The following is a 12,691-nucleotide window of genomic DNA, read 5'->3' on the forward strand; positions in this document are numbered from 1 at the left end:
CGAGGCTTGCCCGCGAAGGCGTCATCACTGATGCTAAAAGCTTCGCGGGCAAGCCTCGCTCCTACAGGTTGGTGGTGTTACCCGGATTTGAGGCACAAAAAAGCCGCGAATCAATCGCGGCTTTTTGTTGTGTAGCTGTTTTTACACGTTAAAACGGAAGTGCATCACGTCGCCGTCTTTCACGATGTAATCCTTGCCTTCCAGACGCCATTTACCGGCTTCTTTGGTGCCGGCTTCGCCCTTGTACTGGATGAAGTCGTCATAGGCGATGACTTCGGCGCGGATGAAGCCTTTTTCGAAGTCGGTGTGGATCACGCCAGCGGCTTGTGGTGCGGTGGCACCGACGCGGACGGTCCAGGCGCGGACTTCTTCGACACCGGCGGTGAAGTAGGTCTGCAGGTGCAGCATCTCGTAGCCGGCGCGGATTACGCGGTTCAGGCCAGGTTCTTCCAGGCCCAGGGCTTCGAGGAACATGTCTTTTTCTTCGCCATCTTCAAGCTCGGCGATTTCGGCTTCGATCTTGTTGCAGACCGGAACCACCATGGCGCCTTCTTCTTCGGCGATGGCCTTGACGATGTCCAGCAGCGGGTTGTTCTCGAAACCGTCTTCAGCGACGTTGGCGATGTACATGACCGGCTTAGTGGTCAGCAGGTGGAAACCGCGAATCACCGCTTTGTCGTCGGCATGCATGGTTTTCATCAGCGTGCGCGCAGGCTTGCCGAGGGTGAAGTGAGCGATCAACTGCTCCAGCAGACCCTTCTGGACTACTGCGTCCTTGTCGCCGCCCTTGGCATTGCGCGCGACTTTCTGCAGTTGCTTCTCGCAACTGTCGAGGTCGGCGAAGATCAGTTCCAGGTCGATGATCTCGATGTCGCGTTTCGGGTCGACGCTGTTGGAGACGTGAATCACGTTCTCGTCTTCGAAGCAGCGGACCACGTGGGCGATGGCATCGGTTTCACGGATGTTGGCGAGGAACTTGTTGCCCAGGCCTTCACCTTTCGAGGCGCCGGCCACCAGGCCTGCGATGTCGACGAATTCCATGGTGGTCGGCAGGATGCGCTTCGGATTGACGATGGCTGCCAGGGCTTCCAGGCGCGGGTCCGGCATCGGCACGATACCGGTGTTCGGCTCGATGGTGCAGAAGGGGAAGTTCTCGGCCGCGATCCCGGATTTGGTCAGGGCGTTGAATAGGGTGGACTTGCCGACGTTAGGCAGGCCGACGATGCCGCAATTGAATCCCATGGTGTTTTCCCCGAGGAGTGAGTCAGGCCTTCTGGCTGTGCAGGTTTTTCATCGCGCGGTTCCATTCCCCGGCGAGGATATCCGGCAGCACGCCGAGGGCAAAGTCGATGCTGGCATCGAGTTTTTCCTGTTCGGCGCGTGGCGCACGACCCAGGACGAAATTTGAAACCATACTCGCAACGCCCGGGTGGCCAATGCCAAGCCGCAAGCGGTAAAAGGTATTCTGATTGCCCAGTTGCGCGATGATGTCGCGCAACCCGTTGTGACCGCCGTGGCCGCCGCCCTGTTTGAGTTTGGCAACGCCCGGAGGCAGGTCGAGTTCGTCATGCGCCACCAGGATTTCTTCAGGCTTGATGCGGAAGAAACCGGCGAGTGCCGCCACGGCCTGGCCGCTGCGGTTCATGTAGGTGGTGGGAATCAGCAGACGAACATCCTGACCCTGATGCGAATAGCGCCCGGTCAGGCCGAAATATTTGCGATCCGCCACAAGGTTTACGCCTTGTGCGTTCGCGATGCGCTCAACAAAAAGGGCCCCTGCGTTATGCCGGGTCTGTTCGTATTCAGCGCCTGGATTTCCCAGGCCAACGATCAGTTTGATGGCAGTCACGATAGGGGCCCTTCCTTGGAGTGGTGGATAACATCGCTGCAACCAGCGTGTGCGGCGAAAGTGGACGACAAGTGCTCATTTACCATTATGTAAACTCCGCGTTCTCGCCCGCTTTCTCGCTACGTTCCAGTCCGCGATGTTACTTGATCACTCCGGCTTCACAGAGTGAATTACTCTGCTGCGCCTTCTTCGGTAGCTTCTGGAGCAACACGTGGAGCGTGAACGTTGGCAACAGCCAGGTCATTACCGTGAGCCAGAGCAACAAACTCAACGCCTTTAGGGGCTTTGAGGTCGGACAGGTGAATGATCGAACCGACTTCGGCGTCAGCCAGGTCAACTTCGATGAATTCAGGCAGGTCTTTCGGCAGGCAAGTCACTTCGACTTCAGCGATAACGTGCGAAATCTCGCCGCCTTTCTTGATCGGAGCAGCTTCGCCAACGAAGTGTACAGGTACGGTAGCGGTCAGTTTCTGGCCAGCTACAACGCGTACGAAGTCAGCGTGCAGCACGTGGCCTTTAGCCGGGTGGCGCTGCAGAGCTTTGATGATTACGTTTTGCTTGGTGCCACCAACGTTCAGCTCGATGATGTGGCTGTAAGCCGCTTCGTTTTCGAGCAGTTTGGCAACTTCTTTAGCCAGCATGCTGATGGATTCAGGGGCTTTTTCGCCACCGTAAACTACAGCTGGAACCAGGCTTGCGAGACGACGCAGGCGGCGGCTCGCACCTTTCCCCAGGTCGGAACGCACTTCAGCATTCAGAGTAAAATCGTTCATGTTGTATCTCCAAAATAACCACATTCGCCCCAGCGGTTGCGACCAGCGCTAAAGGCGATATGGGCAAAAAAGCCCCGCCCCGGCAGGAATGCCGGGGCGGGGCGCTTTTCGTCAACGAGACATTCGAGAAGGGCAGGGCCCTTAGCGGAACATCGCGCTGATCGATTCTTCATTGCTGATGCGGCGGACCGCCTCGGCAACTACCGGCGCGATATCCAGTTGACGGATACGCGAGCAGGCTTGAGCAGCAGCGGACAACGGGATGGTGTTAGTCACCACCAGTTCGTCCAGCATGGAATTTTCAATGTTTTCGATCGCCCGACCGGACAGCACAGGGTGTGTGCAGTAGGCGAAAACCTTGGCAGCGCCATGCTCTTTCAGGGCCTTCGCCGCATGGCACAGAGTGCCGGCGGTATCGACCATGTCATCGACCAGAATACAGGTGCGCCCTTCGACATCACCGATGATATGCATCACTTCAGAGTGATTGGCTTTCTCACGGCGTTTGTCGATGATCCCGAGATCCACGCCCAGGGATTTGGCAACGGCACGTGCACGCACGACGCCACCAATGTCCGGGGACACAATCATCAGGTTCTCAAAGCGCTGATCTTCAATGTCATCCACCAATACCGGGGAGCCGTAGATGTTATCTACCGGAATATCGAAGAAACCCTGGATTTGGTCAGCATGCAAATCAACCGTGAGAACACGATCGATGCCGACTACGGTAAGCATGTCAGCGACGACTTTCGCGCTGATAGCCACACGTGCGGAACGCGGACGGCGATCCTGACGGGCATAACCAAAGTAAGGAATAACAGCAGTGATACGAGTAGCCGAGGAGCGGCGGAAGGCATCAGCCATCACTACCAGTTCCATCAGGTTATCGTTGGTCGGAGCGCAAGTCGGCTGAATAATGAAAACATCTTTACCGCGGACGTTTTCATTGATCTCGGCTGTAATCTCGCCGTCGGAAAACTTACCGACTGAGATGTCACCGAGAGGGATATGCAGCTGACGTACGACACGTCGAGCCAGATCGGGGTTAGCGTTCCCCGTAAAGACCATCATCTTGGACACGCGCAGTACCTGAAGGCTGAGGGTAACCTGGATGAGTATAGGAAAATGGCAGGGGCGGCTGGATTCGAACCAACGCATGGCAGGATCAAAACCTGCTGCCTTACCGCTTGGCGACGCCCCTGTATCTGTTGCAACGATTACCCAGTAATCGATTCCTTTAGAGCAGATTTTGCAGCTTGCGATGCAACATCGAAACGTTGCTTCCCTTTGCTACAAACCCTGTAAGGGTCTCTGTAAGAAGGGCCGAGACTTTATCAGCTTCAGCTTTGCTTGGGAAGCCCCCAAACACACAACTTCCAGTTCCGGTGAGTTTTGCTTCGGTAAATTTACCTAACAAATTCAAGGCGTTACGTACCTCTGGATAACGTCTTGCTACTACCGGTAAGCAGTCATTACGACTGTTTCCCTTGGGAACGGGGCGCACTTTAATGGGAGAAGAGTTACGTGTCAACAAAGGATCTGAAAAAATTTCTGCTGTACTTACAGATACTTGCGGTACCAGCACCAGATACCACGGTTCTTCGGGGTCTACAGGGGTGAGTTTCTCTCCGACACCCTCGGCGAAAGCCGCATGCCCGCGCACGAAAACCGGGACGTCGGCGCCCAGGGTCAGGCCCAGCGCGGCCAGTCGATCTTCATCCCAGCCCAGTTGCCAAAGGTGATTGAGGCCAAGCAGTGTCGTCGCGGCATTTGAACTGCCGCCGCCGATTCCACCGCCCATGGGCAGGATTTTTTCGATCCAGATGTCGACGCCGAGCGCACAGCCGGATTGCTCCTGAAGTTTTTTCGCCGCTCGAACAATCAGATTGCTGTCATGAGGCACGCCGTCGAATTCGGTGTGCAAACGAATCACGCCGTCATCGCGAACGGCGAAAGTGATCTCGTCGCCGTAATCGAGGAACTGAAAAATCGTTTGCAACTCGTGGTATCCGTCTTCACGGCGCCCAAGAATGTGCAGCATCAGGTTGAGTTTGGCCGGGGAGGGCAGCGTCAAGCGCGCAACGGTCATGGTCACTGCCCCAGTTTGCGTGGTTGCCATTCCTTGATCACCAGCGTGACATCAAGGTCTGTGCCGTGCAGTTTGATCCGCTCGGGCAGCCAATAGCCGTTTTGTTCGGCGTAACTCAGGTATTCCACCTGCCAGCCATCCTGTTCAAGGCTGGCCAAACGGCTGTCGGTGTCCAGGGTCAGGCGGCTTTTGCTGCTCGGGGACGGCAGTCCGCGAACCCACCAGGCGAGATTCGACACCGGCAATTTCCAGCCCAATTGCTCTTCAAGCAAGGTTTCTGGGGAGGTGGCGTCATAGCGGCCCTGGTTGGCGACTTCCAGCGAAACCTTGCCCGGACGCCCGGTCAGACGTGCCGCGCCGCGACCCAGCGGGCCGGAGAGGCGGATGTCGTAATAATCCTGGCGCTGCAGCCAGAACAGCGTGCCGCTGCCCGAATCCTTGGGAGCGCGAATGCCAATCTTGCCGTTGATCTGCCAGCCATCGAGGCCGGTCATTTGCTGTTTGTACGCGTTCCATTGGACCGGGTTGCCTTGACCCTGGACCGATTCGCGGGCACCGAAACCCGCGCAACCGGCGAGCAGGGCGATAAAGCTGAAAACAATTACGTGGCGCAAAAACATAATCTTAAAGAGTCTCTGATCCGGTCAGGCGCTTGATGGTGCCGCGCAGGGTAGGGCTATCGGGCTGATCCTTGAGGAACTTGCCCCAGATTTGCTTGGCTTCGCGCTGTTTGCCGTTGGCCCACAGGACTTCACCCAGGTGAGCGGCGACTTCCTGATCGGGGAAGCGCTCCAGGGCCTGACGCAGCAAGCGTTCGGCTTCATCAAGATTACCCAGGCGGAAATTCACCCAGCCGAGGCTGTCGAGTACCGCCGGGTCTTCCGGATTGAGCTGGTGCGCGTGTTCGATCAGGGCCTTGGCTTCTTCATAACGGGTCGTGCGGTCGGACAGGGTGTAGCCGAGGGCGTTCAACGCCATCGCATTGTCCGGGTCGCGCTTGATGATCAGGCGCAGGTCTTGCTCCATCTGCGCGAGGTCATTGCGTTTTTCCGCGAGCATGGCCCGGGTGTAGAGCAGATTCAGATCGTCCGGGTATTGCTGCAAGGCCTTGTGCAGGACGCCCCAGGCCTTGTCGCCCTGTTTATTGGCGGACAGGGTTTCGGCTTCGATCAGGTACAGCTGAATCGCGTAGTCCGGTTGGGCATCACGCTCGGCCGCGAGTTTGCTTTGGGCTTCGGCGGTCTTGCCGTTGTTCATCAGGATATCGGCCTGGCGCAATTGCGCAGGCAGGTAATCGTTGCCGGGGCCGACCTGGGCGTACTCGATCAGTGCGCCTTGCGGGTCGTTGCGCTCTTCAGCGATCCGGCCCAGGTTCAGGTGCGCCGAATCGACATGGCTTTCCCGGGCAATCAGGTCTTCCAGGTAACCCTTGGCCTCGTCCCAGGCCTTGGCTTCCAGGCACACCAGCGCCAGGGAATAACGCAACTCGTCGTCTTCCGGGTACTGCTGAACCAGGCTGGAGAACTCGACCTTGGCGTCATCCATGCGGTCCTGTTCGACCAGCATGCGCGCGTAAGTCAGGCGCAGGCGTTTGTCGTCCGGGTATTTCTTGATGCTTTTTTGCAGCAGCGGCAGGGCTTCGCCGCCACGGTTGAGTGTTTGCAGCAGGCGCGCGCGCAGCAGGATTGGGGCAATCTCGCCGGCTTCCGGCGGATTGTCTTCCAGCAGGGTCAATGCACCTTTGGCGTCGCCGTCCTGTTGCATCAGCAAGGCTTTGCCGAAAATCAGCTGACCGTTCTTGGGGTGACGCTGCAACAAACGGTCAAAACTTTTCATCAGGCCATTGCGCGTGTCCTGGTCGGTGTCCGCAGCGGACAGGGCCAGAAAGTCGAAATGCGTGTCGCCCTTGCCTTGCAGGACTTTCTCCATATACACCATGGAGTCGTCATAGCGCCCGGCGCGCGCCAGTTGCACGGCCGCCGCCCGTTGCGCTTCAAGGTCATCCGGGGCGTTTCTGGCCCAGATCAGCGCGGTATCCAGGGCGGCCTGATCGGCGCCCAGGTATTCGGCGATGCGGAATGCCCGTTCGGAAATGCCCGGGTCCTGAGTGTTGATGGCCTGGGTCACGTAGTTGTCCAGCGCAATGTCGAAACGATTGCGTTGGCCAGCCAGTTCGGCGCTCAACAGGCTGAAGATGGTTTCTTCACTGAATGAGCTGTAAACCTTGGGCTTTTCAGGGGCCGGAGTGCTGTCTTCAGTCGGCGGCGTACCGTCCGACGACACGGGTGCCAAGGCCTGGCAGCCGCTGAGGAAGACAAAAGCGAGGAGCAACGCGGAAGATCTATTCATATAGGAGAAGGACGACTAACCTGCGGTCGGATCATCATGACACAAGCCTTCGGCCAAACATAACCGAGTCTCAGTTGCTGCCTTTATAGGGGCAGGTGATTGGGACAATAGTCAGCGGTAGTTGTTCTGTCTCTGTCGAAGTAGGACAATTGCCGGCTTCACGTCACTATCAGCGACCTTGAATGGCCTTTCTTGCACTCGGTATTAACCACAAGACTGCTTCAGTAGACGTCCGCGAGCGCGTGGCCTTTACCCCTGAGCAGTTGGTGGAGGCCTTGCAACAGCTCTGCCGACTCACCGACAGCCGCGAAGCTGCGATCCTTTCCACCTGCAATCGCAGTGAGCTGTACATCGAACAGGATCACCTTTCGGCGGACATCATCCTGCGCTGGCTGGCCGATTATCATCATTTGAGCATCGACGAGCTGCGCGCCAGCGCTTATGTGCACGAAGATGATGCGGCAGTTCGTCACATGATGCGGGTCGCCTCCGGGCTCGATTCCCTGGTGTTGGGCGAACCGCAGATTCTCGGCCAGATGAAATCGGCCTACGCCGTGGCGCGGGAGGCCGGCACCATCGGTCCGTTGCTGGGGCGTTTGTTCCAGGCCACGTTCAATGCGGCCAAACAGGTGCGCACCGACACGGCCATCGGCGAAAACCCGGTGTCCGTGGCGTTTGCTGCGGTGAGCCTGGCGAAACAGATTTTCAGCGACTTGCAACGCAGCCAGGCCTTGCTGATCGGCGCCGGTGAGACCATCACCCTGGTCGCCCGTCATCTGCATGAGCTGGGGGTCAAGCGCATCGTCGTCGCCAACCGTACCCTGGAACGCGCGAGCATCCTGGCCGAACAGTTCGGCGCCCACGCGGTCTTGCTCTCGGATATCCCGGCCGAACTGGTGCGCAGCGACATCGTGATCAGCTCCACCGCCAGCCAGTTGCCGATCCTCGGCAAGGGTGCGGTGGAAAGTGCCTTGAAGCTGCGCAAGCACAAACCGATCTTCATGGTCGATATCGCCGTTCCCCGGGACATCGAGCCTGAAGTCGGCGAACTCGACGACGTTTACCTCTACAGCGTCGACGATCTGCACGAAGTGGTCGCCGAAAACCTCAAGAGTCGCCAGGGCGCAGCCCAGGCGGCGGAAGAAATGGTGTCGATCGGCGCCGATGACTTCATGGTGCGCCTGCGCGAACTGGCGGCGGTGGATGTGCTCAAGGCCTACCGTCAGCAGAGCGAACGCCTGCGTGACGAAGAATTGCAAAAAGCCCAGCGCAGCTTGGCCAACGGCACCAGCGCCGAAGATGTGCTGGTGCAACTGGCCCGTGGCTTGACCAACAAGCTGTTGCACGCGCCCAGCGTACAGTTGAAAAAGTTGACTGCCGAAGGCCGCCTCGATGCGCTGGCCATGGCCCAGGAACTCTTTGCCCTCGGTGAGGGCTCGTCGGATAGCTCGGATAAAAAACTGCAATGAAAGCGTCACTGCTTAACAAGCTGGACATCCTCCAGGACCGTTTCGAGGAACTGACCGCGCTGCTTGGCGATGGCGAAGTCATTTCCGATCAGGCCAAATTCCGCGCCTATTCCAAGGAATACGCGGAAGTCGAACCGATTGTCGAAACGTATAAACAACTGCTGAAAGTGCAGGGCGACCTCGAAGGCGCCCAGGCCTTGCTCAAGGACAGCGACCCGGACATGCGCGAAATGGCCGTGGAAGAAGTCCGCGAAGCCAAAGAGCAACTGATCGAAATCGAATCCCGGTTGCAACGCATGCTGCTGCCCAAGGACCCGAACGACGGACGCAACGTGTTCCTCGAAATTCGCGCCGGCACTGGCGGTGACGAGGCGGCGATTTTCTCCGGTGACCTGTTTCGCATGTATTCGCGTTACGCCGAACGACGTGGCTGGCGGGTGGAAATTCTCTCGGAGAACATCGGTGAGCACGGCGGCTTTAAAGAAGTCATCGCCCGGGTCGAAGGCGAGAATGTCTACGGCAAGCTGAAATTCGAATCCGGTGCGCACCGTGTGCAGCGGGTTCCGGCGACTGAATCACAGGGCCGCATCCACACCTCGGCCTGCACCGTGGCGGTGTTGCCCGAACCGGACGAGCAGGAAGCGATCGAGATCAACCCGTCCGACTTGCGCATCGACACTTACAAGTCTTCCGGGGCCGGTGGTCAGCACGTCAACAAAACCGACTCGGCGATCCGCATCACGCACTTGCCGTCCGGGATTGTCGTGGAGTGCCAGGAAGAACGTTCCCAGCACAAGAACCGCGCCCGGGCGATGTCCTGGCTGTCGGCCAAACTCAACGACCAGCAGACCAGCGCCGCCGCGAATGCCATCGCCAGCGAACGCAAGTTGCTGGTGGGTTCGGGGGATCGCTCCGAACGAATTCGCACCTACAACTTTGCCCAGGGCCGGGTCACCGACCACCGGGTCAACCTGACGCTGTATTCCCTCGACGAAATCCTCGCCGGTGGCGTCGATGCAGTGATCGAGCCGTTGTTGGCCGAGTACCAGGCCGACCAATTGGCGGCGATAGGTGAATAAATGACCATCATTGCCAGTTTGTTGCGTGCTGCTGAACTCCCCGACTCGCCGACGGCGCGTCTCGATGCCGAACTGTTGCTGGCCGCTGCCCTGGGCAAGTCCCGCAGCTTCCTGCACACCTGGCCCGAGCGCATCGTGCCGAGCGAAGCGGCGCTGATGTTTGCCAGCTACTTGCAGCGGCGTCGCGGCGGTGAGCCAGTGGCTTACATCCTCGGTCAGCAAGGTTTCTGGAAGCTTGATCTGGAAGTCGCGCCGCACACGCTGATCCCGCGCCCGGACACCGAACTGCTGGTGGAAGCCGCGCTGGAACTGTTGCCGGCCACCCCCGCCAAGGTTCTCGACCTCGGTACGGGCAGCGGCGCAATCGCGTTGGCCCTGGCCAGCGAGCGTCCAGCCTGGAGCGTTACCGCCGTGGACCGTGTGCTCGAAGCCGTGGCCCTGGCCGAGCGCAATCGCCAGCGTCTGCACCTGAACAACGCCACCGTGCTGAGCAGCCATTGGTTCAGCGCCCTGGAAGGCCAGCGTTTCCAACTGATCATCAGTAACCCGCCTTACATCGCTTCCGCCGATCCGCATCTGGTGGAAGGTGACGTGCGTTTCGAACCGGCCAGTGCCTTGGTCGCCGGTGTCGACGGGCTCGACGATTTGCGTTTGATCGTCGCCCAGGCACCGGACTATCTCGACGCGGGCGGCTGGTTGATGCTGGAACACGGTTACGATCAAGCCGAGGCGGTGCGCGATTTGCTGCTGACTCGCGGTTTTGAAGACGTCCACAGCCGCACCGATCTGGGCGGTCACCAACGGATCAGCCTGGGGCGCCTGCCGTGCTGAATGATCAGGAGTTGTTGCGCTACAGCCGACAGATTCTGTTGCAACACGTCGACATCGACGGTCAATTGCGGCTTAAAGAAAGCCGTGTACTGATCGTCGGGCTCGGCGGTCTTGGCTCGCCAGTGGCGCTGTACCTGGCGGCGGCCGGTGTCGGTGAGCTGCACCTGGCGGACTTCGACACGGTCGACCTGACCAACCTGCAACGCCAGATCATCCACGACACCGACAGCGTCGGCGTGAGCAAGGTCGATTCGGCGATCCGCCGTTTGAGCGCGATCAACCCCGAGATTCAACTGGTCGCCCATCGCGCGGCGCTGGATGAAGATTCCCTGGCCGCTGCGGTGGCGGCGGTGGATCTGGTGCTCGACTGCTCCGACAATTTCTCCACCCGTGAAGCGGTCAACGCGGCGTGTGTGGCGGCGGGCAAACCGCTGGTCAGTGGTGCGGCAATTCGTCTGGAAGGGCAATTGTCAGTGTTTGACCCGCGCCGTCCGGAAAGTCCGTGCTACCACTGCTTATACGGGCACGGCAGCGAAGCCGAACTGACGTGTAGCGAAGCCGGGGTGATCGGTCCGTTGGTGGGCCTGGTCGGCAGCCTGCAAGCCCTCGAAGCGCTCAAGTTGCTGGCCGGTTTCGGCGAGCCATTGGTAGGGCGCTTGTTGTTGATCGATGCCTTGGGCACACGCTTCCGTGAGTTGCGGGTCAAGCGTGATCCGGGTTGCAGCGTGTGTGGTCCGGCCCATGCGTGAAGCGCCGATTGGCGTGTTCGACTCCGGCGTCGGTGGGCTGTCGGTGCTGGCCGAGATCCAGCGTTTGCTGCCCAATGAGTCGCTGTTGTATGTCGCCGATTGCGGGAATATCCCTTACGGCGAGAAAACCCCGGCCTTCATTCAGCAGCGCTGCAGCGTCATCGCCGAGTTCTTCCAGCAGCAGGGCGCCAAAGCGTTGGTGCTGGCCTGTAACACCGCCACCGTGGCCGGCGTGGCCAATTTGCGTCGCGATTATCCCGAATGGCCCATCGTCGGCATGGAACCTGCGGTCAAACCGGCCGCAGCGGCGACCCGCACGGGCGTGGTCGGTGTGCTGGCCACCACCGGCACCTTGCAGAGCGCCAAGTTCGCGGCGCTGCTGGACCGCTTCGCCACGGATGTTCGTGTGATCACCCAGCCTTGCCCCGGTCTGGTGGAGCTGATTGAAAGTGGCGACCTGCACAGCCCGACCTTGCGCCAGTTGCTGCAGGGGTATGTCGAACCGCTGCTCGCCGCCGGCGCCGACACAATCATTCTCGGCTGCACGCACTACCCCTTTCTAAAGCCCCTGCTTAAGCAGATGATCCCGGAGCACATCAGCCTGATCGACACCGGTGCGGCTGTGGCGCGGCAACTGCAACGCTTGTTGGCCGAGAGGGAATTGCTCGCTGTGGGCCCGGTTCGTCCCGCGCAGTTCTGGACGAGTGCCGACCCGGAACATTTTAGAAATATCTTGCCGATACTGTGGAATACGGCTGGCGTTGTGCAAAGCTTCAAGTACTAGAAAAAAGCCGGGGGCAACCGTGAAATTGGGGTGAACTTCTGATAAAGCGCCGACTTCTATAGCTGTGTCTGTTGAGCTACAAAAAAAACCACACGAAATCGTTCCGGAAAAGGATGTTTCTAATGAAGCGACTATTCTGCTTGGCCGCGATTGCGGCCGCACTCATGGGGCAAAGTTTGACCGCACAAGCGGCTGGCGTGGAGTTCGGGGTCGGACAGACCAGCGATTCGACCATGACCTACCGGTTGGGCCTGCAATTCAATTGGGATCAGAGTTGGCTGCAAAGTGATGTCGGTCGCGTGACCGGTTACTGGAGCGGCGCCTACACCTATTGGGATGGTGACAAGACTTCAGGCACCAGCAGCCTGTCGTTCGCCCCGGTGTTTGTTTACGAGTTTGCCGGGCAAAACGTTAAACCGTATGTGGAGGCCGGGATTGGCGTGGCGTTGTTCTCCAACACCCAACTGGAAGACAACAACATTGGCCAGGCCTTTCAGTTCGAAGACCGCTTCGGGTTCGGGCTGCGCTTTGCGGGTGGGCATGAAGTCGGGATTCGTGCGACGCACTATTCCAATGCCGGGCTGAACAGCAATAACGACGGTGTGGAAAGTTACTCGCTGCACTACACGATGCCGTTGTAACGTCAAAAGCTTCGCGGGCAAGCCTCGCTCCTACAGGTTCGGTGATCCGTAGGAGCGAGGCTTGCCCGCGAAGGT

Annotated in this window: 13 protein-coding genes and 1 tRNA gene; 6 read left to right on the forward strand and 8 right to left on the reverse strand. The window is 59.0% G+C overall.

Annotated features, from left to right (window positions below):
- Positions 1–141 precede the first annotated feature (141 nt).
- The 8 genes from ychF to V5E99_RS13835 form a co-directional block, all read right to left on the reverse strand.
- Positions 142–1,242 (reverse strand): redox-regulated ATPase YchF, encoded by a 1,101-nt coding sequence (gene ychF, locus V5E99_RS13800; protein ID WP_201193489.1) that lies wholly within the window; start codon positions 1,240–1,242, stop codon positions 142–144.
- A gap of 22 nt (positions 1,243–1,264) precedes the next feature.
- Positions 1,265–1,849, reverse strand: a complete 585-nt coding sequence (gene pth, locus V5E99_RS13805; protein ID WP_008037207.1) for an aminoacyl-tRNA hydrolase — start codon at positions 1,847–1,849, stop codon at positions 1,265–1,267.
- A gap of 170 nt (positions 1,850–2,019) precedes the next feature.
- The gene (locus V5E99_RS13810; protein WP_499802922.1) at positions 2,020–2,622 is read right to left on the reverse strand and encodes a 50S ribosomal protein L25/general stress protein Ctc; all 603 of its coding nucleotides are present in this window, start codon (positions 2,620–2,622) and stop codon (positions 2,020–2,022) included.
- Between the two features lie 141 nt (positions 2,623–2,763).
- Positions 2,764–3,693, reverse strand: coding sequence for a ribose-phosphate pyrophosphokinase (locus V5E99_RS13815; protein WP_024164586.1), 930 nt, complete (start codon positions 3,691–3,693; stop codon positions 2,764–2,766).
- A gap of 58 nt (positions 3,694–3,751) precedes the next feature.
- A tRNA-Gln gene (locus tag V5E99_RS13820) sits at positions 3,752–3,826 on the reverse strand.
- A 36-nt stretch (positions 3,827–3,862) separates the two neighbouring features.
- Entirely contained in the window at positions 3,863–4,744 is an 882-nt protein-coding gene (gene ispE / locus V5E99_RS13825) for a 4-(cytidine 5'-diphospho)-2-C-methyl-D-erythritol kinase (protein WP_499802923.1), read from the reverse strand.
- Positions 4,717–5,328, reverse strand: a complete 612-nt coding sequence (lolB, locus tag V5E99_RS13830; RefSeq protein ID WP_499802924.1) for a lipoprotein insertase outer membrane protein LolB — start codon at positions 5,326–5,328, stop codon at positions 4,717–4,719. The genes ispE and lolB overlap by 28 nt, the downstream gene beginning before the upstream one ends.
- Before the next feature lie 10 nt (positions 5,329–5,338).
- Positions 5,339–7,063 (reverse strand): tetratricopeptide repeat protein, encoded by a 1,725-nt coding sequence (locus V5E99_RS13835; protein WP_499802925.1) that lies wholly within the window; start codon positions 7,061–7,063, stop codon positions 5,339–5,341.
- A gap of 182 nt (positions 7,064–7,245) precedes the next feature.
- Between V5E99_RS13835 and hemA the strand changes: the two genes are divergently transcribed.
- From hemA to V5E99_RS13865, 6 genes are all read left to right on the forward strand, one after another.
- Positions 7,246–8,532, forward strand: coding sequence for a glutamyl-tRNA reductase (gene hemA, locus V5E99_RS13840; protein ID WP_499802926.1), 1,287 nt, complete (start codon positions 7,246–7,248; stop codon positions 8,530–8,532).
- Positions 8,529–9,611 carry a peptide chain release factor 1 gene (prfA, locus tag V5E99_RS13845; RefSeq protein ID WP_499802927.1) on the forward strand — a complete coding sequence of 361 codons (1,083 nt, stop codon included), beginning with the start codon at positions 8,529–8,531 and terminating at the stop codon, positions 9,609–9,611. Before hemA ends, prfA begins: the two co-directional genes overlap by 4 nt.
- The gene (prmC, locus tag V5E99_RS13850; RefSeq protein WP_499802928.1) at positions 9,612–10,442 is read left to right on the forward strand and encodes a peptide chain release factor N(5)-glutamine methyltransferase; all 831 of its coding nucleotides are present in this window, start codon (positions 9,612–9,614) and stop codon (positions 10,440–10,442) included.
- On the forward strand, positions 10,436–11,191 hold the full coding sequence (locus tag V5E99_RS13855; protein ID WP_499802930.1) for a molybdopterin-synthase adenylyltransferase MoeB: 756 nt from the start codon (positions 10,436–10,438) through the stop codon (positions 11,189–11,191). Before prmC ends, V5E99_RS13855 begins: the two co-directional genes overlap by 7 nt.
- Positions 11,184–11,975, forward strand: a complete 792-nt coding sequence (murI, locus tag V5E99_RS13860; protein WP_499802931.1) for a glutamate racemase — start codon at positions 11,184–11,186, stop codon at positions 11,973–11,975. Before V5E99_RS13855 ends, murI begins: the two co-directional genes overlap by 8 nt.
- Before the next feature lie 122 nt (positions 11,976–12,097).
- The gene (locus V5E99_RS13865) at positions 12,098–12,616 is read left to right on the forward strand and encodes an acyloxyacyl hydrolase (RefSeq protein ID WP_499802932.1); all 519 of its coding nucleotides are present in this window, start codon (positions 12,098–12,100) and stop codon (positions 12,614–12,616) included.
- Positions 12,617–12,691: the final 75 nt, after the last annotated feature.

This window comes from Janthinobacterium sp. LPB2021202312-11-4, assembly GCF_037049705.1.
GTDB lineage: Bacteria > Pseudomonadota > Gammaproteobacteria > Pseudomonadales > Pseudomonadaceae > Aquipseudomonas.

Coding starts and splice junctions, on each gene's coding strand:
- prfA (WP_499802927.1), top strand. CDS start 8,529: ATGAAAGCGTCACTGCTTAACAAGCTGGACATCCTCCAGGACCGTTTC.
- ispE (WP_499802923.1), bottom strand. CDS start 4,744: ATGGCAACCACGCAAACTGGGGCAGTGACCATGACCGTTGCGCGCTTG.
- hemA (WP_499802926.1), top strand. CDS start 7,246: ATGGCCTTTCTTGCACTCGGTATTAACCACAAGACTGCTTCAGTAGAC.
- prmC (WP_499802928.1), top strand. CDS start 9,612: ATGACCATCATTGCCAGTTTGTTGCGTGCTGCTGAACTCCCCGACTCG.
- murI (WP_499802931.1), top strand. CDS start 11,184: ATGCGTGAAGCGCCGATTGGCGTGTTCGACTCCGGCGTCGGTGGGCTG.
- V5E99_RS13810 (WP_499802922.1), bottom strand. CDS start 2,622: ATGAACGATTTTACTCTGAATGCTGAAGTGCGTTCCGACCTGGGGAAA.
- V5E99_RS13815 (WP_024164586.1), bottom strand. CDS start 3,693: ATGGTCTTTACGGGGAACGCTAACCCCGATCTGGCTCGACGTGTCGTA.
- ychF (WP_201193489.1), bottom strand. CDS start 1,242: ATGGGATTCAATTGCGGCATCGTCGGCCTGCCTAACGTCGGCAAGTCC.
- V5E99_RS13865 (WP_499802932.1), top strand. CDS start 12,098: ATGAAGCGACTATTCTGCTTGGCCGCGATTGCGGCCGCACTCATGGGG.
- V5E99_RS13835 (WP_499802925.1), bottom strand. CDS start 7,063: ATGAATAGATCTTCCGCGTTGCTCCTCGCTTTTGTCTTCCTCAGCGGC.